Genomic DNA, 23,025 nt, shown 5'->3' on the forward strand with positions numbered 1-23,025 from the left:
CCGCCTCAGCGCTGACGCAGCAGGCGCAGCGCGTTGGCGGTGACCAGCGCGGTAGCACCCGAATCGGCCAGCACCGCCAGCCACAGGCCGGTAAAGCCGAGCAGCGTGGTGACGAGGAAAATCGCCTTCAGCCCCAGCGCCAGCGCAATATTCTGACGGATAATGGCGCGCGTGCGGCGTGCCAGCTGCACGGTGCGCGGCAGAATCGCCAGGTTATTCTGCGTCAGAGCCGCATCGGCCGCTTCCAGCGCCACATCGGTGCCGCTGCCCATGGCAATCCCCAGCGTTGCGGCCTTCATGGCTGGCGCATCGTTGATGCCATCGCCGACCATCGCCAGCGACTGCTGCTCGCCCAGTTCACGCACGGCGGCTACCTTATCCGCAGGCAACAGACCGGCGCGATAGCTGATGCCGAGTTCGGCGGCAATCGCGGCGGCGGCGCGCGGATTATCGCCGGTCAGCATCACGCTGCGAATTCCCAGCGCCTGTAGCGCCGCCAGCGCACTGCGGGCCTCCTCGCGCAGCAAATCCTGCAGCGCCAGCAGCCCGAGCGGCTGTGCTTCGCGCAACAGCACCACCACGGTTTTGCCCTGTGCTTCCAGCTGCGCAATCTGCTGCTGCTGCGCGTCACTCAGCGCCGCCGCATCACGCGGTGCCAGCAGTTGATGCATCACGCCGTCGATCTGCGCGCGAATGCCGCTGCCGGCCAGCGTTTGCTGATGCTGCGCCGGTGGAATCACCTGCTGCTGGCGCTGCGCTTCCGCGACTATCGCCCGCGCCAGCGGATGGCCGGAGCCCTGCTCAATGGCGGCCGCAAGGCTGAGCAGCTGTTGCTGTGCATCCGCGCCAAACGGCTTTACGTCGGTGACCTGCGGTTTACCGGCGGTCAGGGTGCCGGTTTTATCAAACGCCAGTGCCTGCACCCGGCTGAGGCGTTCCAGCGCCGCGCCGCCTTTAATCAGCGCGCCCTGGCGAGCCGCCGCCGCCAGGCCGGAAGTGATAGCGGCAGGCGTGGAGATCACCAGCGCGCACGGACAGCCAATCAGCAGCAGCGTCAGCCCTTTGTAGATCCACGGCAGCCAGGCGCCGAATCCGAGCAGCGGCGGCAGCACCATCACCAGCAGTGCCAGCAACATGATGGCCGGCGTGTAGAGGCGGCTGAAGCGATCGATAAAACGCTCCACCGGCGCGCGGTGACTTTCAGCTTCTTCTATCAGCTGCAGAATGCGGTCGATAGCGCTGTGGCCCGGCTGTGAGGTCACGCGCAGCGTCACCAGCCGATCCACGCTGGTGGCGCCTGCCATCACGGCATCGCCCGGCTGATGGGCCACCGGTAGCGATTCGCCGGTCAGCGCGCTTTCATCAAAGCTGGCGCTGGCGTGCAGCAGCTCGGCATCGGCGGGCAGACGACCGCCTGCCGCCACTTCAATCACATCGCCGGGCTGCAGCGCCGCCAGTGCCACCTGCTCACGCTGTGTGCCATTGACGCGCGTGGCGGTGTCCGGACGCAGCGCCATCAGCGCGGTGACGCCACGGCGCGCCCGCGCGGCGGCATAGGCTTCCAGCCGTTCCCCCAGCTGGAACAGCAGCAGCACCATGGCAGCTTCGGCGTGGGCGCCAATCACCAGTGCGCCCGCGGCGGCGAGGGTCATCAGGGTTTCAATGCTGAACGGTGAGCCGCTGCGTATGGCCTGCCACGCGCTGCGGGCTACCGGCACCAGACCGACCAGCGTGGTAAGCACAAACAGGCGATCGCCCCACAGCGGCGTGAGCTGGCTCAGCAGCCAGCTGGCAATCATCAGCAGCGTGAGCAGTATGAGCGAGGCATTATCGCGCCAGCGGCGCGCCGCCGGTATGGGGCTGTCTTTAGAAATCAGGCTAAAGCCGGCGTGGTTAACGGCCTGTTCGATAGCCGGACGAATATCGCTGTGCGCCTCCACCAGCAGATTTTCACTGGCGAATATCACCCGTGCGCTGGCGACCTGCGGCAGCTTTTGCACGGCGGTTTCGATTTTGCGTGCGCAGCTCGGGCAGTCCATGCCGGCAATCTGCCAGCGAAACTGGTATGACGCGGACGTGCGCCTGTCGCTGTCGGCGTCGCCGCCGCCGGGACTGTCGTCATCGCTGGTGCAGCAGCCGCAATCACTGGACGCGGCCACCGGCTGCGCGGCGGAAATCTTCAGGGATGCAGGCTGAACGCTGCGTACCGCGCACAGCGGTTTTGGCTGACGGTGTGATTTGCCACAGCGGCAAGAGTGGGCATGTTGATGCATGTGACCTCCGGTTGCAGAAGCGGGCCGATGCCCGCAGTCTGCATGCTACACTCTGGAGTGGACTCCAGAGTCAAGCGGTGAGGTCAATTTTTTCAGTACAGCCACAGTGAACGCACAATCATGAAGTGACCGGCGAAGTAGCAGGCGGCAACGATGGCGCTGTCAGCGCTGAAGCGACGGCGATAGTGCGAGATAAACCACACGATGTTAGCCAGCAACAGCAGCACGGCACCCACCAGCAGCGAGAAACTGTAATCGGTCGGACGGAAGAAGTAATTTTCCGCCGCCATCCAGTTCATCACCAGCGTCATGCCAATCAGCGTACAGATCGGCCAGCGCAGCGTATCCAGTTTTGACCAGATGATGCCGATCACGATGATACCAATAACCAGGAAGGTGAGCGGAATCGGCCAGAAGAAGCTCATGGTCATGTGCGCGGCAAAGCTGATGGTGTACAGCAGATGCGAAAGGAAAAAGGCGCCGAGCGCATATAGCATCTGCTGACGCGGCAGCAGGGTTAACGCATCGCCCACCAGCGTAGCGACCAGGCCAGCCAGAATCAGGTAGTCGGTGGTGTTAAGCGTGGGAGCCTGCCACGCCCAGGCAACCAGCAACAGCAGCGTAACGGGTTTGAACAGCCAGCGCTGCCACCGCGGGCCGCGGTAGGAGGCATCTACATACAGCCAACCGGAAAAAAGGACTGCAAGGAAAGACCAAAGCATTTTTTCTCCCTTTTGTGAACGTGTCGCCCACATTGATGAATTTTCCCAAAATCGCGATCTCAGTTTAAGTTACTGGCGGCAAATGTGACAATCGGGCAACTCTGGTTGTATGCTTTGGCGTCTTTTATCTGTTAACCCCCGACGTAAAGTGCGAGAGAAAACATGAGCAAACCACCGCTAATCTTTTTTATCGTCCTGGCTGTAATTGCCATCCTGGCAACCCGTCAGTTTATCAAGCAGCGCCGCGAAGCCGCGGTCAACGACGCTTCACCGGTGCGCTCAATGAGTGTGGAAGTGAAAACCAAGCGAGAGTTCCCGGCCCCCAATCGCCGTTCGCGTCAGCGCGAAGAGATTGTGGCGGAAGAGATGAAGTATGAAGCCTGGTTCCATCCGCTGAACGGCGCCGGTGATTTTAAGGTCAACGTCAGCGCCAGCGATTATCACCAGATGGACAAGGGCGTGAAGGGTGAGCTGAAAATGCAGGGCACGCGCTTTGTCAGCTTTACCCCGGCGCAATAGGCGCTAAAGCGCACGGGGCTGAAGCCGCGCGCGCTGTCTTACGTTACGACGGATAGTGCTTTTTCTGCCACGCCAGCAGTTCAAATACGCCAAAGAAGAAGATTTTCGCCTGCGTGGCGCGGCTCAGTTTTGGCGCTTCCTTTGGTTGCGTGGCACGCAGCAGCACCAGCTGCAGGCCGTGCATCACCACCATAAAGAACAGCGCAACGTGGACAAAGTAGCGCAGCGGCGTCGGGAAGGGGTGCACCAGGTTAAGCAGCAGAAATGCCCAGACGCAAATCATCAGCAAACGTCCCAGATTAAGCCACATCATCGGTCTCCTGTTGGCGTTGATAGAGGCGATAGGCCACCTGACCGGCAATCTTCTCGCGATACAAATCCCAGTTAGCCGGGGCCAGCGGGGTGCCGTGTTCCACTTCGCTCTCAACATAAATCAGCGCGTTGGCGGCGAGCCAGCCATTGTTCTCCAGCAGCGTTAGTGTCTCCTGCAGCAGGCCTTTGCGGAACGGCGGATCAACAAACACCACGTCAAACGGCTCGCCGGGCTGGCTTAGCCACTGCAGCGTATTGGTCTGGACGACGCTGGCGTTACTGGCGCGCAGCGTGTGCAGGTTTTGCGTCAGCTGCTGCGCCACGTGACGTTCCAGTTCCAGCAGGGTCGCGGAGGCGGCATAGCGTGACAGCGCTTCTAAGCCCAGCGCGCCGCTGCCGGCATAGCAATCGAGGCAGCGCGCCTGCTGGATATCCGGCGCCAGCCAGTTAAATAGCGTTTCACGCACGCGGTCGGTGGTCGGGCGCAGGCCGGCGCTGTCCGGCACCGGCAATTTGCGGCCGCGCCACTGTCCGCCAATCAGGCGAATCTGGCCTGCCGCGCCGCTGTTGCGGGGGGATTTACTCATTTCGCTCACAACTCGTCATAATTTGTTGCGTAGTTTAACGGGCGTAGCAGGCAGAAGAAACGTTAAAAAAGGGTGCTGTGGTGCGCTGGCAGGAAAGTGTTAGACTACTAAGTTGATAAAGCGGACGTAATTGCCTGATTTTTACGCCGCTCACGCGCGAAAAAGTGAATTTTTTATCCCCTGGGAACAGCGTGCTACCGGGAATAAGCCATCGAGGAGTGTGGTCACACAATGGCAAAAGAGAAAAAACGCGGCTTTTTTTCCTGGCTGGGCTTTGGCAAAGAAGAGCAGCAGCCAGCGGAAGAGCAGGCGCAGCAGCAGCCGACCGATCAACCGGCACCCGCCGCTGAAGAGAGCGCGTTAGCAAGCGCCGAAGCGCAGGCCGCCGAAACCGTGATCGTCACTGAACAGGTGGCAGAACAGCAGGCCGAATCGCCGGTTTACGCCGACGCTGAAACGCATCCCGTTGCGGAAGCAGAAACCGCAGTCGAATCCGACGCTAACGCTGATGACGCAGAAACCGCTGCCGTCAGCGCGATTGAAGAAGAGGTACTGCCGGAAGATCATCCGCAGCCGGAGCTGATGCCGGTTGAGGAGGAGCCGCAGGCGGAAGAACTGATTATTGAAGCACCGGTCTTATCTGAGGAGCCTCAGCCAGAGGACGCAGAGGACGCAGAGGACGCAGACGCACCGCTGAGCGATAAAGAGCTGGAAGCGCTGGCGTTAGCGGAAACCTATGCCGAAGACGCGGCAGAAGAGCGCGTGGCGACAGACACCGTGAGCGATCTGCCGCTGGCGGCCGCGCCGATTGTGGCTCAGGAGCAGGAGCGCCCCACCAAAGAGGGCTTCTTTGCCCGCCTGAAACGCAGCCTGGTCAAAACGCGTGAAAACCTCGGATCCGGCTTTATCAGCCTGTTCCGCGGCAAAAAAATCGATGACGAGCTGTTTGAAGAGCTGGAAGAGCAGCTGCTGATTGCCGATGTCGGCGTGGAAACCACGCGCCGCATTATCACCAGCCTGACGCAGCAGGCCAGCCGTAAGCAGCTGCGTGATGCCGAAGCGCTGTATGGTCTGCTGAAGGCTGAAATGGCCGGCATTCTGGAAAAGGTCGATGCTCCGCTGGACGTGGCGGGCAAAACACCGTTCGTTATCCTGATGGTCGGCGTTAACGGCGTGGGTAAAACCACCACCATCGGTAAGCTGGCGCGTCAGTATCAGGCGCAGGGCAAGTCCGTCATGCTGGCGGCGGGGGACACCTTCCGCGCGGCGGCGGTAGAGCAGCTGCAGGTCTGGGGCCAGCGCAACAATATCCCGGTGGTCGCGCAGCATACGGGCGCGGATTCCGCGTCGGTCATTTTTGACGCCATCCAGGCGGCGAAATCGCGCCACGTTGACGTGCTGATCGCCGATACCGCCGGCCGCCTGCAGAACAAAGCGCATCTGATGGAAGAGCTGAAGAAAATCACCCGCGTGATGAAGAAGCTGGACGAAGAGGCACCGCATGAGGTGATGCTGACGATTGACGCCAGCACCGGCCAGAACGCCATCAGCCAGGCGAAGCTGTTCCACGAAGCGGTCGGCCTGACCGGCATCACCCTGACCAAGCTCGACGGCACTGCAAAAGGTGGCGTGATCTTCTCGGTGGCCGATCAGTTTGGCATTCCGATTCGTTACATCGGTGTCGGGGAAGGCATCGAAGATTTACGGCCGTTTAAGGCCGCCGACTTTATTGAGGCACTGTTTGCCCGAGAGGAATAATTGGCATGATTCGCTTTGAAGAGGTCAGTAAGGCTTATCTGGGAGGACGCCAGGCGCTGCAGGGCGTGGATTTCCATTTGCGTCCCGGTGAGATGGCGTTTCTGACCGGCCACTCAGGCGCGGGGAAAAGTACCTTACTGAAGCTGATTTGTGGCATTGAGCGCCCGAGCGCCGGGCAAATCTGGTTCAGCGGTCACGATATTTCCCGGCTGCGTCACAGCGAAGTGCCTTTTCTGCGCCGCCAGATCGGCATGATTTTCCAGGATCACCATCTGCTGATGGATCGTTCGGTCTACGACAACGTGGCGATCCCGCTGATTATTTCCGGGGCCAGCGGCGAGGATATTCGCCGTCGCGTGTCGGCGGCGCTGGACAAAGTCGGCCTGCTCGACAAAGCAAAAAGTTATCCGATTCAGCTCTCTGGCGGTGAACAGCAGCGCGTTGGCATTGCCCGCGCGGTAGTGAATAAACCGGCGGTGCTGCTGGCGGATGAACCGACCGGTAACCTCGATAACGCGCTGTCGGAAGATATTTTGCGCCTGTTTGAAGAGTTCAACCGCGTGGGCGTTACGGTACTGATGGCGACGCACGACATCGGGCTGATCGCACGCCGCAATTATCGCGTGATGACGCTTAATCAGGGACGTCTGCACGGAGGCCACGATGGTCAATAAACGTAACAAGCGTCCGGCTGCGCCGAAAGCGGCGAAGCAGCCGTCAAAGAGCAAAGCGCTGAAGGGCGGCTGGCAGGAGCAGTGGCGCTACGCGTGGCGCGGTACGCTGTCCGACATGTATCGTCAGCCGCTGGCGACGCTGCTGACGGTAATGGTGATCGCGATTTCGCTGACGCTGCCCAGCGTGTGCTACATGGTGTGGAAAAACGTCAGCCAGGCCGCCGCGCAGTGGTACCCGGCGCCGCAGCTGACGGTTTACCTCGACAAAGCGCTGGATGACACGGCGGCAGAGAACGTGACCGCCGAACTGAAAAAGCTTGATGGCGTGGACAAGGTGAACTACCTGACGCGTGAAGAGGCGCAAAGCGAGTTCCGCAACTGGTCCGGCTTTGGTGGTGCGATGGATATGCTGGAGCAGAACCCGCTGCCGGCGGTGGCAATCATCACGCCGAAGCTGAACTTCCAGAACTCCGATACCATGGCCAATCTGCGCGATCGCGTGGCGAAAGTGCAGGGCGTGGATGAAGTGCGCATGGATGACAGCTGGTTTGCGCGTTTAGCCGCGCTCACCGGGCTGGTGGGTCAGGTGGCGTCAATGATCGGCCTGCTGATGGTGGTGGCGGTGTTCCTGGTGATTGGCAACAGCGTGCGTCTGAGCATTTTTGCCCGGCGCGACACCATCAATGTGCAGAAGCTGATTGGCGCGACCGATGGCTTTATTCTGCGGCCCTTCCTCTACGGCGGCGCGCTGCTCGGTTTCAGCGGTGCGGTGCTGTCGCTGATTCTGTCGGAAGTGCTGGTGCTGCGCCTGCAGTCGGTGGTGGCGCAGGTCGCCTCCGTCTTCGGCACCAGCTTCGCGCTGGAGGGCTTTTCGTGGGATGAAGGCCTGCTGTTGCTGTTAATCGCGGCCATCATCGGCTGGATTGCCGCGTGGCTGGCGACGGTGCAACATTTACGTCGTTTTACGCCGCAGTAACCCATAGCAACGATTTTTTGATATACTCTTCCTCTGCTGCCGACGACCTGGGAGCAGAGGATTTCTCCGATTTCCCCCGCCGTCATCTGTGTGTAAAATATTCACTGCTATAATTGAACTTGTGGATAACTTTGACGTCCAAGTAGCACAGATTGCTTTTGGTTTTCACGCGTCGTTGACATAATGTAACGGCTGCGCAGGGAAACGAGCAGCAAGTCCATTGAATTTGTGAGGGTTTGAATGACCAAAGAAATGCAAACTTTAGCGATTGCTCCTCTGGGCAACCTGGAATCTTACGTCCGGGCTGCTAACAACTGGCCGGTATTAACGGCAGAAGAGGAAAAAGCACTGGCTGAGCGGCTGCATTACCAGGGCGATCTGGATGCAGCTAAGACGCTGATCCTGTCTCACCTGCGCTTTGTTGTTCATATCGCTCGTAACTATTCCGGTTACGGCCTGCCGCAGGCGGACCTGATCCAGGAAGGTAACATCGGCCTGATGAAGGCGGTGCGTCGCTTCAACCCGGAAGTCGGGGTGCGTCTGGTGTCGTTTGCCGTGCACTGGATCAAAGCGGAGATTCACGAGTACGTGCTGCGTAACTGGCGTATCGTGAAAGTTGCCACCACCAAAGCACAGCGCAAACTGTTCTTTAACCTGCGTAAAACCAAGCAGCGTCTCGGCTGGTTCAATCAGGATGAAGTCGAAATGGTGGCGCGCGAGCTGGGTGTCAGCAGCAAAGACGTGCTGGAAATGGAGTCGCGCATGGCGGCCCAGGATATGACCTTCGACATGTCGTCTGATGACGATGCGGGCGAAGGCAAGCCGATGGCACCGGTGCTGTATCTGCAGGATAAAACCTCTGACTTTGCCGACGGCATTGAAGAGGATAACTGGGATGCGCACGCCGCTGACAAGCTGAGCGATGCAATGCTGAGCCTCGATGAGCGTAGCCAGCATATTATCCGCGCCCGCTGGCTGGATGATGATAACAAAACCACGCTGCAGGAGCTGGCCGACCAGTACGGTGTGTCTGCCGAGCGCGTGCGTCAGCTGGAAAAGAACGCCATGAAGAAACTGCGCATGGCGATTGAAGCCTGATTAACGGCTGACAGATAAATGGGGCGACCAGCGGGTCGCCCTTTTTTATGCGCGCAATAACCGGCGACGACGTATGACCTGTGCGGATTACAGCACGGTCGCCATGAATGGCGACCCTTCAGGACACGCATGCATATGCATCGTTAATCACGGCCCCACGCAATCTGTACGCTCGTTCGCAATCCCCGTAGGGTGCGCATTCATGCGCACCGTTAATCACGCTCCTGCGCCACATACGTATTCATGCGCACCGCTCTGCACAGCGTAATTCGCCGCTCAACGCACCCACCCGTCGCTCTGCGCGCGAAAGCCACACGCCTGCATAAACGCCGCGCGTACGCGCTGATCGTCTTCGCCGTCATCGGCAACCCACCAGTGATCCAGCGCGCTGTTCTGCGCTATCGTCTCTTCCAGCAGATACTGCCCTACGCCGCGCCGCCGCGTAACTTCACGCACTTCCAGCTGCGTAATCTTGCCTAGCGTGCCGCGAATCTCCAGCCGCAGCGCCCCAAGCAGGCGATCGTTAAAGCGCGCTGCATACAGCCGCTGCGCTTCACTGAGGCTGGCTTCCAGCTGCGCGATATCCTGCTGCGGCCAGACTTTGGCTAAATCCAGTCGATCCTGCGGCGTCAGCGTGCTGATGCGCTGAATAGTGAGCTTCATAACCCTTACCTGTACTGGCAGAAAGGCCTTAGTGTAGCGAATTTAGACAGTCAGAGCGCTGTCACTTTTTTGCGATGAAAAGAGGTCAAATGCCAGCCACTTTGCCAGGATTGTGGAGTAAGCCAGCATCGATCGCTGAAAAAGCCAGCATAACGCGCTGGCCTGGTGGTGAAAAACCGGCCATAAAAACCAGAGTAATCTGCTGTTCCCGTCAGCTTTTACTGAATATGTCAGTTGATTTACAGAAGAAAGTTCCTGTTTAATAACCTGAAAAATAAAGCCTTCTTAACAAAAAATGCCAGAAAAGAGCGCTAACTCATTATTCTCAAATCAGTTTTGCTCTTTGACTGGCAGATAAATAACCAATCACAACAGACACGACACAACAGATGGGGAAGTTCGCATGAAAATGAGTAAAGGACGCGCATTACTGGCGGGTTGCGTAGCGCTGGCGATGAGCCATGCGGTACTGGCGAAAGACATCAAAATTGCGATTGTCGGTGCGGCAACCGGCCCGGTGGCGCAGTACGGTGACATGCAGTTCACCGGTGCGGCCCAGGCGATCAAGGACATCAACGCCAAAGGCGGCGTAAACGGCGACAAGCTGGTCGGCGTAGAATATGACGACGCCTGCGACCCGAAACAGGCGGTTGCGGTGGCCAACAAAGTGGTCAATGACGGCATCAAATACGTTATCGGCCATCTGTGCTCATCCTCCACTCAGCCAGCATCAGACATTTATAACGATGAAGGCATTCTGATGATCACCCCGGCGGCTACTGCGCCTGAACTGACCGCGCGCGGCTATGCCGACGTGATGCGTACCACCGGTCTGGATTCCGATCAGGGCCCGACCGCTGCCAACTACATCCTCGATCAGATCAAACCAAAACGTATTGCCGTGGTGCATGACAAGCAGCAGTACGGTCAGGGCCTGGCGGAATCCGTGCAGAAAACCCTGAAGGCGAAAGGCGGCAACGTGGTGCTGTTCGAAGGGATCACCGCTGGCGATAAAGACTTCTCCACGCTGATTGCGCGCCTGAAGAAAGAGAACGTCGACTTCGTTTACTACGGCGGTTACTACCCGGAACTGGGCCAGATTCTGCGTCAGGCCAAAACCGCCGGTCTGAAAGCCGGCTTTATGGGACCAGAAGGGGTCGGCAACGCTTCCCTGTCTAACATCGCGGGTGACGCCTCTGAAGGCCTGTACGTGACGCTGCCGAAGCGCTACGACCAGCTGCCAGACAACAAAGCGATTGTGGACGCGATCAAAGCCAACAGCGCATCAAACCGCAAAGATCCAACCGGCCCGTTCGTCTGGACCACCTATGCGGCTATTCAGTCACTGGTGGCGGGCATTGAGCGCAGCAAAAGCGATGAGCCTGATGCGATTGCTAAAAACCTGAAAGAGGGTGCGCCGGTACCCACCGTGATGGGTAACCTGAGCTGGGACCAGAAGGGCGATCTGAAGGGCTTCGAATTTGGCGTCTTCAAATGGCACAAAGACGGTTCTTCTACCGCAGTTAAGTAAGCACGCTCCTGAATTGTCCCTCTCCCGATGGGCGAGGGCAGGGTGTGGCACCGCGCGCACGCGCTGAATGAGGCGCTGCGACGCGGTGCTCTCACCCTAACCCGGTGCCGAACGCACCGGGGATTTCCCGTTTACATGCAGGTCCTCACTATGTCCGAGCAGTTTCTCTATTTCATTCAGCAGATGTTCAACGGGGTCACCCTCGGGAGCACCTACGCGCTGATCGCCATCGGTTACACCATGGTTTACGGCATCATCGGCATGATCAACTTCGCCCACGGCGAGGTATACATGATCGGCAGCTATGTCTCCTTTATCGTGATCGCCGCCCTGATGATGATGGGTATCGACACCTCGTGGCTGATGATTGCCGCCGGGTTCGTGATGGCGGTGATTATCTCCAGCGCCTACGGCTGGAGCATTGAGCGCGTGGCGTATAAGCCAGTGCGCTCCTCCAAACGCCTGATCGCGCTGATCTCGGCGATTGGTATGTCGATCTTTCTGCAGAACTACGTCAGCCTGACGCAGGGCTCGCGCGATCTGGCGCTGCCCAGCCTGATCACCGGCCAGTGGACGCTGGGTGAGAGCAACGGCTTTGCCGCCACGCTCACCACCATGCAGCTGGTTATCTGGGTCGTCACCTTCCTCGCGATGCTGGCGCTGACGCTGTTCATCCGCTATTCGCGCATGGGCCGCGCCTGCCGTGCCTGCGCTGAAGATCTGAAAATGGCCAGCCTGCTGGGCATCAACACCGACCGCGTCATCTCACTGACCTTTGTGATCGGCGCAGCGATGGCGGCCGTGGCTGGCGTGCTGCTGGGGCAGTTTTACGGCTCCATTAACCCGTTCATCGGCTTTATGGCCGGCATGAAAGCCTTTACCGCGGCGGTACTGGGCGGCATCGGCAGCATTCCGGGCGCGATGATTGGCGGCCTGGTGCTGGGCATTGCGGAAGCGCTGACATCAGCCTATCTGTCGACCGAATATAAAGACGTGGTGTCGTTCGCGCTGCTGATCGTGGTGCTGCTGGTGATGCCAACCGGTATCCTTGGCCGTCCGGAGGTGGAGAAAGTATGAAACGCCTCGGTCTGGTTAACGCCGTGGTCTCCACGGTGATGCTGCTGGTACTCGCCAGCTTCTTTATGGGTATGCGCCTCGATCTCGACGGCACCAAACTGGTGGTGGCGAATGCGGGCACCGTGCGCTGGAACTGGATCTTCCTCGGCTGCGCAGTGGTGTTTGTATTCCAGCTGCTGCGTCCGCTGTTGCAGGGCAAGCTCAAACGCAGTGGCAAAGGGCTGGTGCTGCCGGGTTTTGACGGTTCGACACCAAAGCAAAAACTGCTGATGCTGCTGGTGATTGTTGCCGCCGTCGCCTGGCCCTTCTTCGTGTCGCGCGGCAGCGTGGATATCGCCACCCTGACGCTGATCTACGTGATGCTCGGCCTCGGCCTGAATGTGGTAGTGGGCCTGTCCGGCCTGCTGGTGCTGGGCTACGGCGGCTTTTACGCCATCGGTGCTTATACCTTTGCGCTGCTGAATCACTATTACGGCTTTGGCTTCTGGGAGAGTCTGCCGCTGGCGGGTATTGTCGCCGGTGCCTTTGGCCTGCTGCTGGGCTTCCCGGTGCTGCGGCTGCGCGGTGACTATCTGGCGATTGTGACGCTCGGCTTTGGTGAGATCGTGCGTATTCTGCTGCTGAACAGCACATCAATCACTGGCGGTCCCAATGGAATCGCGCAGATCCCCAAGCCGAGCCTGTTTGGTATTGAATTTGGCCGGCGCGTCAGTGAAGGCGGCTGGACCACCTTCCACGAGCTGACGGGCCTGGCGTACGATCCCAATCATCGCGTAATTTTCCTTTATCTGGTGGCGCTGCTGCTGGTGGTGCTGACGCTGTTCGTCATCAATCGTCTGCTGCGCATGCCGCTGGGGCGCGCGTGGGAAGCGCTGCGTGAAGATGAGATCGCCTGCCGTTCGCTCGGTCTCAGTCCGACGCGCATCAAGCTGACGGCCTTTACCATCAGCGCGGTGTTCGCCGGTTTCGCCGGTACGCTGTTTGCCGCGCGTCAGGGCTTTGTCAGCCCGGAATCTTTCACCTTTGTCGAGTCCGCGTTTGTGCTGGCGATTGTGGTGCTGGGCGGCATGGGTTCGCAGCTGGCGGTGATCCTGGCCGCGATTCTGCTGGTGGTGTCGCGCGAGCTGATGCGTGATTTGAACGAGTACAGCATGCTGGTGCTCGGTGGGTTGATGGTACTGATGATGATCTGGCGTCCGCAGGGGCTGCTGCCGATGAAGCGTCCGCACCTGAAGCTGAAACAGGCAAAACAAGGAGAGCAGGCATGAGTCAGCCTTTATTAGCCGTTGAAGGCCTGATGATGCGCTTCGGCGGCCTGCTGGCCGTCAACAACGTGGCGCTGGAACTGCATCCGCAGGAGATCGTCTCGCTGATTGGCCCGAACGGGGCGGGGAAAACCACGGTATTCAACTGCCTGACCGGTTTCTATAAGCCAACGGGCGGCACCATCAAACTGCGCGATCAGCCATTGCAGGGCCTGCCGGGGCAGAAGATCGCGCGCATGGGCGTGGTGCGAACTTTCCAGCACGTGCGCCTGTTCCGTGAGATGACGGTGATTGAAAACCTGTTGGTGGCGCAGCATCAGCATCTGAAAAGCGGCGTGTTCTCCGGGCTGTTTAAAACCCCGGCGTTCCGGCGCGGCGAGAGCGAAGCGCTGGACTGCGCGGCCAGCTGGCTGGAGCGCATTGGTCTGCTGGAGCTGGCTAACCGCCAGGCCGGCAACCTGGCTTACGGCCAGCAGCGCCGGCTGGAGATCGCCCGCTGCATGGTGACGCGTCCGGAAATCCTGATGCTCGACGAACCGGCCGCCGGCCTCAATCCGCGTGAAACGCACGAGCTGGATGAGCTGATCGCTGAACTGCGCGGCGAACACAAGGTGACGGTGTTGCTGATTGAACACGATATGAAACTGGTGATGGGCATTTCTGACCGCATTTATGTGGTGAATCAGGGAACGCCGCTGGCCAACGGTACGCCGGAAGAAGTGCGTAACAACCCGGATGTGATCCGTGCTTATTTAGGTGAGGCGTAACATGGCGAACCCGATTTTAACTTTACAGGGTGTCAGTGCGCACTATGGCCCGATCCAGGCACTGCATAACATTAATCTGCACATCAGCCAGGGCGAAATCGTGACGCTGATTGGCGCTAACGGCGCAGGCAAAACCACGCTGCTCGGTACGCTGTGTGGCGAACCGCGCGCCACCAGTGGCACCATCACCTTTGATGGCAAAACCATTACCGACTGGCAGACGGCAAAAATCATGCGTGAAGCGATTGCCATCGTACCGGAAGGCCGGCGCGTGTTTTCGCGCATGACGGTGGAAGAGAACCTGGCGATGGGCGGCTTTTTCGCGACGCGTCAGCAGTATCAGGAGCGCATTGAGCGCGTTTATCAGCTGTTCCCCCGGCTGGCGGAGCGCAAAGTGCAGCGCGCCGGCACCATGTCCGGCGGTGAGCAGCAGATGCTGGCGATTGGCCGCGCGCTCATGAGCCAGCCGCGCCTGCTGCTGCTGGACGAGCCGTCGCTGGGTCTGGCGCCGATCATTATCCAGCAGATTTTCGACACCATCGAACAGCTGCGTAAAGAGGGCATGACCATCTTCCTCGTCGAACAGAACGCCAACCAGGCGCTGAAGCTGGCCGATCGCGGTTACGTGCTGGAGAATGGTCACGTGGTGCTGGAGGATAGCGGTGAAGCGTTGTTATCCAATGAAGCGGTGAGAAGCGCGTATTTAGGCGCCTGACCGGGCTTTGGTCATGACGTTGGTGCGGTAATTTGCCCTCACCCTAACCCTCTCCCGCACGCGGGAGAGGGAACCGTACGGCAGCGTTTTTCAGGCCAGGTTGCTATCCTGGCATCCTCCCGGACTTCTCTCGCCCTGCAGAAGAAGGCATCAGCGCGCACGGCCTTTCATCTCCCTCTCCCTGTGGGAGAGGGCCGGGGTGAGGGCATCAGCGCGCACTAACCCCGTCATATTCCCGTCATAATCCTGTTATTTTTCCGTCATTTCCTCGTGTCATGTTACTTCGCGAACAAAAAATGCGTGATATCGCGCGCGCCACAAGCACAGGAAACCCTTATGTCCGCTTTTACGCTTCGTCCCCGCCTGATGAGTCTGCTGCTCGGTCTGGCGATCAGCGGTAATGCGCTGGCTGCTACCGAAATTCCTTTCTGGCACTCAATGGAAGGCGAGTTAGGCAAAGAAGTCGATTCTCTGGCACAGCGTTTTAACCAGGCTCACCCGGATTACAAAATCGTTCCGACCTACAAAGGCAACTACGAGCAGAGCCTGGCCGCGGGTATCGCTGCGGTGCGCAGCGGTAAGGCACCGGCCATTCTGCAGGTTTACGAAGTGGGCACCGCCACCATGATGGCCTCTAAAGCCATCGTGCCGGTGCATGAAGTGTTTAAAGACGCTGGCGTGCCGATGGACCCGAAACAGTTTGTCCCTGCCGTTGCCGGTTACTACAGCGACAGCAACGGCCAGCTGATCTCACAGCCGTTTAACAGCTCCACGCCGGTGCTGTACTACAACAAAGACGCGTTCAAAAAAGCCGGTCTTAACCCGGATCAGCCACCGAAAACCTGGCAGGCGCTGGCGCAGGATGCCGCCGCGCTGCGTAAAGCCGGCATGAGCTGCGGCTATGCCAGCGGCTGGCAGGGCTGGATTCAGATCGAAAACTTCAGCGCCTGGCATGCTCTGCCGGTTGCCACCAAAAACAACGGCTTTGACGGTACCGACGCGGTGCTGGAGTTCAACAAACCCGTGCAGGTGCGCCACATCCAGCTGCTGGAAGAGATGAATAAGAAAGGTGATTTCACCTACTTTGGCCGTAAAGACGAGTCGACGTCCAAGTTCTACAACGGCGACTGCGGTATCACCACCGCCTCGTCCGGTTCGCTGGCCGACATTAAGCATTACGCCAAATTCAACTTTGGCGTGGGCATGATGCCGTACGATGACACCGTGCCGAACGCACCGCAGAACGCCATTATCGGTGGCGCCAGCTTGTGGGTGATGAAAGGCAAAGATGCAGCGACGTACAAAGGCGCGGCGGAGTTCATGAAGTTCCTCGCCCAGCCGGATATTGCGGCAGAATGGCACCAGAAAACCGGTTATCTGCCGATCACCACCGCGGCTTATGAGCTGACCAAACAGCAGGGCTTCTATGACAAAAACCCGGGCGCGGACATTGCCACGCGGCAGATGCTGAATAAAGATCCGCTGCCGTTCACCAAAGGGATGCGTCTGGGCAACATGCCGCAGATTCGTACCATCGTCGACGAAGAGCTGGAAGGCGTGTGGACTGGCAAACAGTCGCCACAGGCAGCGCTGGACAACGCGGTGAAACGCGGCAACGAACTGCTGCGTCGCTTTGAACAGCAAGTGAAGTAACTCCGTAATGGCGGGATGGACGGTAAGTCCGTCCCGCTGTCTCTTTCTGACGAGCCTGCTATGTCCTCATCATCACGTCCGGTTTTCCGCGCCCGTTTGTTGCCGTATCTGCTGGTGGCCCCGCAGCTGGCGATCACCGCGATCTTTTTTCTCTGGCCCGCCGGAGAGGCGCTGTGGTACTCGCTGCAAAGCATCGATCCGTTTGGCATCTCCAGCACCTTTGTTGGTCTTGATAACTTCCGCCGCCTGTTCAGTGACGACTACTACCTTGATTCGTTCTGGACCACCCTCGTGTTTAGCGCGCTGGTGACGGTATGCGGCATGACATTCTCGCTGCTGCTGGCGGCGCTGGTGGATTACGTTATCCGGCTGAAAAAGCTCTATCAGACGCTGCTGCTGCTGCCCTATGCGGTAGCGCCGGTGGTTGCGGCGGTGCTGTGGATGTTCCTGTTCAATCCGGGGCTGGGGCTGTTCAGCCATCTGCTGAACCAGCTTGGCTACAACTGGAACTATGCGCAGAACAGCGGTCAGGCGATGTTCCTGATTGTATTAGCGTCGATCTGGCAGCAAATGAGCTACAACTTCCTGTTTTTCTTTGCCGCGCTGCAGTCCATTCCTAAATCGCTGGTGGAAGCCGCGGCGATTGACGGTGCCGGACCGGTGCGCCGTTTCTTTAATCTGTCGCTGCCGCTGATTACGCCGGTCAGCTTTTTCCTGCTGGTGGTGAATCTGGTTTACGCCTTTTTCGACACCTTCCCGGTGATCGATGCCGCCACCGGCGGCGGGCCGGTACAGGCCACCACCACGCTGATCTACAAAATCTACCGCGAAGGCTTCACCGGACTCGATCTCTCGTCGTCCGCCGCGCAGTCGGTGGTGCTGATGTTGCTGGTTATCGGCCTGACCATTCTGCAATTCCGCTTTGTCGAGCGTAAGGTGCAATACCAATGATTGAAAACCGACGCGGGCTGGATATCTTCGCCCACACGCTGCTGGCGCTGGGGGTGCTGACCATTCTGTTCCCGCTGTACGTGGCGTTTGTCGCCGCGACGCTGGATAACAACGCGGTGTATCAGGTGCCGATGACGCTGGTGCCGGGCCCGCATCTCATCGACAACATCACCCACATCTGGCGCGATGGCGTCAACGGCAGCGCGGCGTTTGGCCTGATGATGCTGAACAGCCTGATCATGGCGCTGGGCATCACCGTGGGCAAAATCACGGTGTCGATGCTCTCGGCGTTTGCGCTGGTGTGGTTTCGCTTTCCGCTGCGCACGCTGTTTTTCTGGCTGATCTTTATCACCCTGATGCTGCCGGTAGAAGTGCGTATTTTCCCGACGGTGGAGGTGATCTCCACGCTGCACATGCTGGACAGTTACAGCGGTCTGACATTGCCGCTGATGGCCTCCGCGACCGCCACGTTCCTGTTCCGCCAGTTTTTTATGTCGCTGCCGGATGAGCTGATTGAAGCGGCGCGCATTGACGGCGCCAGTCCGATGCGTTTCTTCTGGGATATCGTGCTGCCGCTGTCAAAAACCAATCTCGCCGCGCTGTTTGTCATCACCTTTATTTACGGCTGGAACCAGTATCTGTGGCCGCTGTTGATCATCAACGATGCCGGACTGAGCACTGCCGTGGCGGGGGTGAAAAGTATGATCAACACCAGCGGCGGTCCGACGCAGTGGAACGAAGTGATGGCGGCGATGTTATTAACCCTGATCCCACCGGTGGTGGTGGTGCTTGTGATGCAGCGCGCCTTTGTGCGTGGCCTGGTGGAGAGTGAGAAATAGATGGCAGCGGTAACCCTTCAGACCGTTACTAAATCGTATGACGGCAAAAACCAAATCATTCAGCCGCTGAACATCACCATCAATGACGGTGAATTTATGGTGATGGTCGGCCCATCCGGCTGTGGAAAATCGACGCTGCTGCGCATGGTGGCCGGGCTGGAGCGCGTCACGTCGGGCGATATCTACATTGATGATCGGCGCGTCACCGACATGGAGCCGAAAGATCGCGGCATCGCCATGGTATTCCAGAATTACGCGCTCTACCCGCACATGACGGTGGGAGAAAACATGGCTTACGGCCTGAGAATCCGCGGCATGGGCAAGGAACAGATTACCCAGCGGGTGATGGATGCGGCGCGCAGTCTGGAGCTTGATCACCTGTTGCAGCGCCGTCCGCGCGAGCTCTCCGGCGGCCAGCGTCAGCGCGTGGCCATGGGCCGCGCCATCGTGCGGGAACCGGCGGTGTTTCTGTTTGATGAGCCGCTGTCGAACCTGGATGCGCGCCTGCGCGTGCAGATGCGTCTGGAGCTGCAGCAACTGCACCGCCGGCTGAAAACCACCAGCCTGTACGTCACGCACGATCAGGTTGAAGCCATGACGCTGGCCGAGCGCGTGATGGTGATGAACAAAGGCGTGGTGGAGCAGGTGGGCACGCCGGTGGAGGTGTATGAGCGTCCGGCCAGTCAGTTTGTTGCGTCGTTCATCGGCGCGCCGGCGATGAACCTGCTACCCGGTCAGATTAACAGCGATGGCTCGCGCTTTACGCTCGACGCGCTCAACAGCCTGCCGCTCGGCGCCGGCAAAGCGCGATGGGCCAACCGTCCGCTGACGCTCGGCATTCGTCCCGAGCATATTCAGCTCAGCAGCCGTGAGGCCGGCGGTGTGCCGCTGGTGGTGGATACGCTGGAGATCCTCGGCGCGGACAATCTTGCGCATGGCCACATTGGCAACACGCGGCTGGTGGTGCGTTTGCCGCATAGCGAGCGGCCGCAGGCTGGCAGCAGCCTGTGGCTACAACTGCCGCCAGATGCGTTACACTTCTTCGATTCTACCCATGGAAAGCGTCTGGAATGAGTGTAAAAAACTGGCCCTATCCGCACATTGTTGCGCATCGCGGCGGCGGCAAGCTGGCCCCGGAAAACACCCTGGCGGCGATTGATGTTGGCGCGCACTACGGTCATACCATGATCGAATTCGACGCTAAACTGTCACAGGATAAGCAGATTTTCCTGCTGCACGATGACACGCTGGACCGCACCAGCAACGGCTGGGGCGTGGCGGGCGATCTGCCGTGGCAGCAGCTGGCGCAGCTGGATGCCGGCAGCTGGTTTAGCCGTGAATTTGACGGTGAACCGCTGGCATTGCTGAGCGAGGTGGCCGCGCGCTGCCGCCAGCATCAGATGATGGCCAACATTGAGATCAAACCCAGCAGCGGTACCGAGGTGGAAACCGGACGTGATGTGGCGCTGGCCGCCCGAACGCTGTGGCAGGGACAAACGGCACCGCTGCTGTCCTCGTTCTCGTACGCGGCGCTGGAAGCGGCGATGCAGGCCGCGCCGGAGCTGCCGCGCGGCCTGCTGCTGGATGAGTGGCACGACGACTGGCAGGCGCTGACCGCCGCGCTCGACTGCGTCTCAATCCATTTAAATCATCGCTTGCTGGACGCCGGACGCACCGCCGCGCTTAAAGCCGCCGGTCTGCGTATTCTGGTGTATACCGTGAATCAGCCCGCGCGGGCGCGCGAGCTGCTGAGCTGGGGCGTGGATGCCATCTGTACCGATCGCATTGATGCTATCGGCCCGGACTTCCGTTAATTGCCGTACTGCGTCTGCGCATTGCTGTTCTGCTGGCCCGGCTGCGACTGAATCACGCGCTGCCGGGCGCTATCGCGCCGCTCCTGCAGCTTACGCTGCATCTCCTGATTTTGCTGCTGCTGATCCTGACGCAGCTGCTGCTGCTGTTGCTGCTGCTGGATCTGCATGCGCGTCTGCATGCGCTGCTGGCTTGGGTTATAGCCGGGTTGATTCGGTTGGTTAGTGTTGTTCAGCATGTTCGCCATGCCACTCAGCGGCATCAGTGCCGCGATAACAATCAGCCATTTTTTCATGGTGTTCCTCCATCAGTGCGGCCTGCTGTGTGAGGTTGCTCGCCACCCGGCAGCAACCGCCGCAACCATAAGTTTATGCGATATCACAAACCCCAAAACCAGGAGTGCACCTAATTTGGCTTAACTGCTATCTTTTTTACAGTATTTGCAAACACTTGCAGCAATCAATAACAAATGTAAACAACTGAAAGGATGGTGGCGGGATGAGGATACATAACGGTGTGCGCCAGTTTGGCTGGGCGCTGTTAATGAGTTTTACCGTGGTGCAGGGGGCGCAGGCAGCGCCAGCCAGCGCACCGCCGGTGTCATATGGCGTCGACAGCGACACCTTTCACCCGGTGAAAGCGCAGCACGGAATGGTTGCGTCAGTGGACGCCATGGCAACCCGGGTGGGCGTCGATATCCTCAAACAAGGGGGTAACGCGGTAGATGCAGCGATTGCGGTGGGCTTTGCGCTGGCGGTCACTCACCCGCAAGCGGGCAACCTGGGCGGCGGCGGCTTTATGCTGCTGCGCACCGCTGCCGGCCGCACCACCGCCATTGATTTCCGCGAGATGGCGCCGGCGCGTGCCTCGCGCGATATGTTCCTGGATAAGCAGGGCAACGCGGATAGTAAGTTATCACTCACTTCTCATCTGGCTTCCGGCACGCCGGGAACCGTAGCCGGTTTTGCCCTGGCGGCGCAGAAGTACGGCACGCTGCCGCTCAGCACGCTGCTGGCGCCGGCGATCAAACTGGCGCGCGACGGCATCATCGTTAACGATGCGCTGGCTGACGATCTCGCTACCTACGGTAAAGAGAACCTGATCAACCACGACAACAGTCGCGCCATTTTCTACAAAGCCGACGGTCAGCCTTACCAGAAGGGCGATCGCCTGGTGCAGAAAAACCTCGCGCACAGCCTGCAGCTGATTGCCCAACAGGGGCCGGATGCTTTCTACAAAGGCAAAATTGCCGATGAGATCGCTGCCGAAATGGCGCAGCACGGCGGACTGATTGGCAAGGCGGATCTGGCGGCCTACCGCGCAGTGGAACGCAAGCCGGTAAGCGGCAGCTACCGTGGCTACGAGGTGTTCTCCATGCCGCCACCGTCGTCCGGCGGCATTCATATTGTGCAGATCCTCAATATCCTGGAAAACTTCGACCTGGCGAAATGGGGCTTCGGCAGCGCGGACGCGATGCAGGTTATGGCCGAAGCGGAAAAATATGCCTACGCCGACCGCTCCGAGTATCTCGGCGATCCCGACTTCGTTAAAGTGCCGCAGCAAGCGCTGACCAGCAAAGCCTACGCCAAAACGCTGGCCCAGCAGATTGACGTTAACAAGGCGCGCCCATCAGCCGACATCAAGCCCGGCAAGCTGGCGCCGTACGAGAGCAATCAAACCACCCACTTCTCGGTGGTGGATAAAGACGGCAATGCGGTGGCGGTGACCTACACGCTGAACACCTACTTTGGCAGCGGCGTGGTGGCCGGTAACAGCGGCATTCTGATGAACAATGAAATGGATGATTTCTCTGCCAAGCCGGGCACGCCAAACGTCTATGGCCTGGTGGGCGGTGAGGCGAACGCGATCCAGCCGGCCAAACGTCCGCTGTCATCAATGTCGCCAACCATTGTGGCGAAAGACGGTAAAACCTGGCTGGTGACCGGCAGCCCGGGCGGCAGTCGGATTATCACTACCGTGCTGCAAATGGTGGTGAACAGTATCGATTTCGGCATGAACGTGGCGGAAGCCACCAATGCGCCGCGCTTCCATCATCAGTGGCTGCCGGATCAGCTGCGCGTCGAGAAGGGCTTCAGCCCGGATACGCTGCGTCTGCTGGAAGCAAAAGGTCAGCATGTCAAAGTGCTGCCGGCGATGGGCAGCACGCAGAGCATCATGATTGGCCCGGACGGCATGCGCTACGGCGCGTCCGACCCGCGCTCGGTGGATGATTTGAGTGCCGGGTATTAATCCAGGCTTTTAAAAAGAGCACCCTTAAGAGCGGGTGCCCTGCCTGATGCATACATTTCCGGTCGCCATAAATGGCGACCCTACAACGAGATGGAGACGTTTTTTGTAGGGGCGGATTCATGCGCACCGGCATATTTCTCCGGTCGCCATAAATGGTGCCCCTACAACGAGATGGAGACGTTTTTTGTAGGGGCGGATTCATGCGCACCGGCATATTTCTCCGGTCGCCATAAATGGCGACCCTACAACGAGATGGAGACGTTTTTTGTAGGGGCGGATTTATGCGTACCGGCATATTTCTCCGGTCGCCATAAATGGCGCCCCTACAACGAGTGGAGACATTTTTTTGTAGGGTGCGCATTCATGCGCACCGGCATCAGATAGTGCAAATCCCCTTTAACATCAGGGAATTCGAGCGCAGCGTCAACGGTAAAAAAATCGGGAAAGGGCTTTACAGACGCGAATGATAATGATTATTATTGTCAACGCGAATCCGGCTGCGTCTCCTGACAAACCGGGTAAGCACGACATTGCTCACATTGCTTCCAGTGTTTCTTAGCCAGCTCGGGTGCTGGCTTTTTTT

At 59.1% G+C, this 23,025-nt stretch carries 22 protein-coding genes; 16 read left to right on the forward strand and 6 right to left on the reverse strand.

What is annotated here, in order from left to right; genetic code table 11:
• Positions 1-5 precede the first annotated feature (5 nt).
• Entirely contained in the window at positions 6-2,273 is a 2,268-nt protein-coding gene (locus F3J41_RS20020) for a zinc/cadmium/mercury/lead-transporting ATPase (protein WP_166712202.1), read from the reverse strand.
• A 92-nt stretch (positions 2,274-2,365) separates the two neighbouring features.
• Positions 2,366-2,995 carry a lysoplasmalogenase gene (locus F3J41_RS20025; RefSeq protein ID WP_166712204.1) on the reverse strand — a complete coding sequence of 210 codons (630 nt, stop codon included), beginning with the start codon at positions 2,993-2,995 and terminating at the stop codon, positions 2,366-2,368.
• A gap of 162 nt (positions 2,996-3,157) precedes the next feature.
• On the opposite strand from F3J41_RS20025, the gene F3J41_RS20030 reads away from it, so the two are divergent.
• A complete protein-coding gene (locus tag F3J41_RS20030) occupies positions 3,158-3,514 on the forward strand; it encodes a DUF2500 domain-containing protein (RefSeq protein WP_021508014.1) in 357 nt (118 codons plus the stop codon).
• A 43-nt stretch (positions 3,515-3,557) separates the two neighbouring features.
• Here F3J41_RS20030 and F3J41_RS20035 read toward each other — a convergent pair whose 3' ends face one another.
• The gene (locus F3J41_RS20035) at positions 3,558-3,824 is read right to left on the reverse strand and encodes a DUF1145 family protein (RefSeq protein ID WP_021313674.1); all 267 of its coding nucleotides are present in this window, start codon (positions 3,822-3,824) and stop codon (positions 3,558-3,560) included.
• Positions 3,814-4,413 carry a 16S rRNA (guanine(966)-N(2))-methyltransferase gene (gene rsmD, locus F3J41_RS20040; RefSeq protein ID WP_125309276.1) on the reverse strand — a complete coding sequence of 200 codons (600 nt, stop codon included), beginning with the start codon at positions 4,411-4,413 and terminating at the stop codon, positions 3,814-3,816. The genes F3J41_RS20035 and rsmD overlap by 11 nt, the downstream gene beginning before the upstream one ends.
• A gap of 231 nt (positions 4,414-4,644) precedes the next feature.
• Between rsmD and ftsY the strand changes: the two genes are divergently transcribed.
• The 4 genes from ftsY (at position 4,645) to rpoH (ending at position 8,919) form a co-directional block, all read left to right on the forward strand.
• Positions 4,645-6,171 (forward strand): signal recognition particle-docking protein FtsY, encoded by a 1,527-nt coding sequence (gene ftsY / locus F3J41_RS20045; protein ID WP_166712206.1) that lies wholly within the window; start codon positions 4,645-4,647, stop codon positions 6,169-6,171.
• Positions 6,172-6,176: 5 nt separating this feature from the next.
• Positions 6,177-6,845 carry a cell division ATP-binding protein FtsE gene (gene ftsE, locus F3J41_RS20050; protein ID WP_021508011.1) on the forward strand — a complete coding sequence of 223 codons (669 nt, stop codon included), beginning with the start codon at positions 6,177-6,179 and terminating at the stop codon, positions 6,843-6,845.
• Positions 6,835-7,821, forward strand: coding sequence for a permease-like cell division protein FtsX (gene ftsX, locus F3J41_RS20055; protein ID WP_058770000.1), 987 nt, complete (start codon positions 6,835-6,837; stop codon positions 7,819-7,821). Before ftsE ends, ftsX begins: the two co-directional genes overlap by 11 nt.
• A gap of 240 nt (positions 7,822-8,061) precedes the next feature.
• The gene (gene rpoH, locus F3J41_RS20060) at positions 8,062-8,919 is read left to right on the forward strand and encodes an RNA polymerase sigma factor RpoH (RefSeq protein WP_021508009.1); all 858 of its coding nucleotides are present in this window, start codon (positions 8,062-8,064) and stop codon (positions 8,917-8,919) included.
• 276 nt (positions 8,920-9,195) lie between these two features.
• On the opposite strand, the gene panM is transcribed toward rpoH, so the two are convergent.
• The gene (gene panM / locus F3J41_RS20065; RefSeq protein WP_021508008.1) at positions 9,196-9,582 is read right to left on the reverse strand and encodes an aspartate 1-decarboxylase autocleavage activator PanM; all 387 of its coding nucleotides are present in this window, start codon (positions 9,580-9,582) and stop codon (positions 9,196-9,198) included.
• Positions 9,583-9,985: 403 nt separating this feature from the next.
• On the opposite strand from panM, the gene F3J41_RS20070 reads away from it, so the two are divergent.
• The 10 genes from F3J41_RS20070 to ugpQ all read left to right on the forward strand — a co-directional run bounded on the left by F3J41_RS20070 (position 9,986) and on the right by ugpQ (position 20,194).
• Positions 9,986-11,113: a branched-chain amino acid ABC transporter substrate-binding protein gene (locus F3J41_RS20070; RefSeq protein ID WP_021508007.1), complete on the forward strand. Its 1,128-nt coding sequence runs from the start codon at positions 9,986-9,988 to the stop codon at positions 11,111-11,113.
• A gap of 150 nt (positions 11,114-11,263) precedes the next feature.
• Entirely contained in the window at positions 11,264-12,190 is a 927-nt protein-coding gene (gene livH / locus F3J41_RS20075; protein ID WP_010615899.1) for a high-affinity branched-chain amino acid ABC transporter permease LivH, read from the forward strand.
• A complete protein-coding gene (locus tag F3J41_RS20080; RefSeq protein ID WP_166712208.1) occupies positions 12,187-13,458 on the forward strand; it encodes a high-affinity branched-chain amino acid ABC transporter permease LivM in 1,272 nt (423 codons plus the stop codon). Before livH ends, F3J41_RS20080 begins: the two co-directional genes overlap by 4 nt.
• On the forward strand, positions 13,455-14,222 hold the full coding sequence (gene livG, locus F3J41_RS20085; protein ID WP_166712209.1) for a high-affinity branched-chain amino acid ABC transporter ATP-binding protein LivG: 768 nt from the start codon (positions 13,455-13,457) through the stop codon (positions 14,220-14,222). The genes F3J41_RS20080 and livG overlap by 4 nt, the downstream gene beginning before the upstream one ends.
• A gap of 1 nt (position 14,223) precedes the next feature.
• Positions 14,224-14,937, forward strand: a complete 714-nt coding sequence (gene livF, locus F3J41_RS20090) for a high-affinity branched-chain amino acid ABC transporter ATP-binding protein LivF (RefSeq protein ID WP_010615896.1) — start codon at positions 14,224-14,226, stop codon at positions 14,935-14,937.
• Between the two features lie 336 nt (positions 14,938-15,273).
• Complete coding sequence (gene ugpB, locus F3J41_RS20095) at positions 15,274-16,590, forward strand: sn-glycerol-3-phosphate ABC transporter substrate-binding protein UgpB (RefSeq protein WP_166712211.1); 1,317 nt, start codon at positions 15,274-15,276, stop codon at positions 16,588-16,590.
• Between the two features lie 60 nt (positions 16,591-16,650).
• The gene (ugpA, locus tag F3J41_RS20100) at positions 16,651-17,541 is read left to right on the forward strand and encodes a sn-glycerol-3-phosphate ABC transporter permease UgpA (protein ID WP_031279792.1); all 891 of its coding nucleotides are present in this window, start codon (positions 16,651-16,653) and stop codon (positions 17,539-17,541) included.
• A complete protein-coding gene (gene ugpE, locus F3J41_RS20105) occupies positions 17,538-18,380 on the forward strand; it encodes a sn-glycerol-3-phosphate ABC transporter permease UgpE (RefSeq protein ID WP_021508002.1) in 843 nt (280 codons plus the stop codon). Before ugpA ends, ugpE begins: the two co-directional genes overlap by 4 nt.
• Positions 18,381-19,454, forward strand: a complete 1,074-nt coding sequence (locus F3J41_RS20110; RefSeq protein ID WP_166712213.1) for a sn-glycerol-3-phosphate import ATP-binding protein UgpC — start codon at positions 18,381-18,383, stop codon at positions 19,452-19,454.
• Positions 19,451-20,194: a glycerophosphodiester phosphodiesterase gene (gene ugpQ, locus F3J41_RS20115; RefSeq protein ID WP_021508000.1), complete on the forward strand. Its 744-nt coding sequence runs from the start codon at positions 19,451-19,453 to the stop codon at positions 20,192-20,194. The genes F3J41_RS20110 and ugpQ overlap by 4 nt, the downstream gene beginning before the upstream one ends.
• Here the strand turns inward: ugpQ and F3J41_RS20120 are convergent.
• The gene (locus F3J41_RS20120; protein WP_058780901.1) at positions 20,191-20,487 is read right to left on the reverse strand and encodes a DUF2756 domain-containing protein; all 297 of its coding nucleotides are present in this window, start codon (positions 20,485-20,487) and stop codon (positions 20,191-20,193) included. The two genes, ugpQ and F3J41_RS20120, sit on opposite strands and share 4 nt — an antisense overlap.
• Before the next feature lie 203 nt (positions 20,488-20,690).
• On the opposite strand from F3J41_RS20120, the gene ggt reads away from it, so the two are divergent.
• Positions 20,691-22,442: a gamma-glutamyltransferase gene (gene ggt, locus F3J41_RS20125; RefSeq protein ID WP_021507998.1), complete on the forward strand. Its 1,752-nt coding sequence runs from the start codon at positions 20,691-20,693 to the stop codon at positions 22,440-22,442.
• Positions 22,443-23,025: the final 583 nt, after the last annotated feature.

Source organism: Pantoea sp. Ap-870 (assembly GCF_011752515.1).
Lineage (GTDB): Bacteria > Pseudomonadota > Gammaproteobacteria > Enterobacterales > Enterobacteriaceae > Pantoea > Pantoea dispersa.

Excerpts from the sequence above, each read along its gene's own strand:
- F3J41_RS20020 (WP_166712202.1), bottom strand. The coding sequence starts at position 2,273 with ATGCATCAACATGCCCACTCTTGCCGCTGTGGCAAATCACACCGTCAG.
- F3J41_RS20025 (WP_166712204.1), bottom strand. The coding sequence starts at position 2,995 with ATGCTTTGGTCTTTCCTTGCAGTCCTTTTTTCCGGTTGGCTGTATGTA.
- F3J41_RS20030 (WP_021508014.1), top strand. The coding sequence starts at position 3,158 with ATGAGCAAACCACCGCTAATCTTTTTTATCGTCCTGGCTGTAATTGCC.
- F3J41_RS20035 (WP_021313674.1), bottom strand. The coding sequence starts at position 3,824 with ATGTGGCTTAATCTGGGACGTTTGCTGATGATTTGCGTCTGGGCATTT.
- rsmD (WP_125309276.1), bottom strand. The coding sequence starts at position 4,413 with ATGAGTAAATCCCCCCGCAACAGCGGCGCGGCAGGCCAGATTCGCCTG.
- ftsY (WP_166712206.1), top strand. The coding sequence starts at position 4,645 with ATGGCAAAAGAGAAAAAACGCGGCTTTTTTTCCTGGCTGGGCTTTGGC.
- ftsE (WP_021508011.1), top strand. The coding sequence starts at position 6,177 with ATGATTCGCTTTGAAGAGGTCAGTAAGGCTTATCTGGGAGGACGCCAG.
- ftsX (WP_058770000.1), top strand. The coding sequence starts at position 6,835 with ATGGTCAATAAACGTAACAAGCGTCCGGCTGCGCCGAAAGCGGCGAAG.
- rpoH (WP_021508009.1), top strand. The coding sequence starts at position 8,062 with ATGACCAAAGAAATGCAAACTTTAGCGATTGCTCCTCTGGGCAACCTG.
- panM (WP_021508008.1), bottom strand. The coding sequence starts at position 9,582 with ATGAAGCTCACTATTCAGCGCATCAGCACGCTGACGCCGCAGGATCGA.
- F3J41_RS20070 (WP_021508007.1), top strand. The coding sequence starts at position 9,986 with ATGAAAATGAGTAAAGGACGCGCATTACTGGCGGGTTGCGTAGCGCTG.
- livH (WP_010615899.1), top strand. The coding sequence starts at position 11,264 with ATGTCCGAGCAGTTTCTCTATTTCATTCAGCAGATGTTCAACGGGGTC.
- F3J41_RS20080 (WP_166712208.1), top strand. The coding sequence starts at position 12,187 with ATGAAACGCCTCGGTCTGGTTAACGCCGTGGTCTCCACGGTGATGCTG.
- livG (WP_166712209.1), top strand. The coding sequence starts at position 13,455 with ATGAGTCAGCCTTTATTAGCCGTTGAAGGCCTGATGATGCGCTTCGGC.
- livF (WP_010615896.1), top strand. The coding sequence starts at position 14,224 with ATGGCGAACCCGATTTTAACTTTACAGGGTGTCAGTGCGCACTATGGC.
- ugpB (WP_166712211.1), top strand. The coding sequence starts at position 15,274 with ATGTCCGCTTTTACGCTTCGTCCCCGCCTGATGAGTCTGCTGCTCGGT.
- ugpA (WP_031279792.1), top strand. The coding sequence starts at position 16,651 with ATGTCCTCATCATCACGTCCGGTTTTCCGCGCCCGTTTGTTGCCGTAT.
- ugpE (WP_021508002.1), top strand. The coding sequence starts at position 17,538 with ATGATTGAAAACCGACGCGGGCTGGATATCTTCGCCCACACGCTGCTG.
- F3J41_RS20110 (WP_166712213.1), top strand. The coding sequence starts at position 18,381 with ATGGCAGCGGTAACCCTTCAGACCGTTACTAAATCGTATGACGGCAAA.
- ugpQ (WP_021508000.1), top strand. The coding sequence starts at position 19,451 with ATGAGTGTAAAAAACTGGCCCTATCCGCACATTGTTGCGCATCGCGGC.
- F3J41_RS20120 (WP_058780901.1), bottom strand. The coding sequence starts at position 20,487 with ATGAAAAAATGGCTGATTGTTATCGCGGCACTGATGCCGCTGAGTGGC.
- ggt (WP_021507998.1), top strand. The coding sequence starts at position 20,691 with ATGAGGATACATAACGGTGTGCGCCAGTTTGGCTGGGCGCTGTTAATG.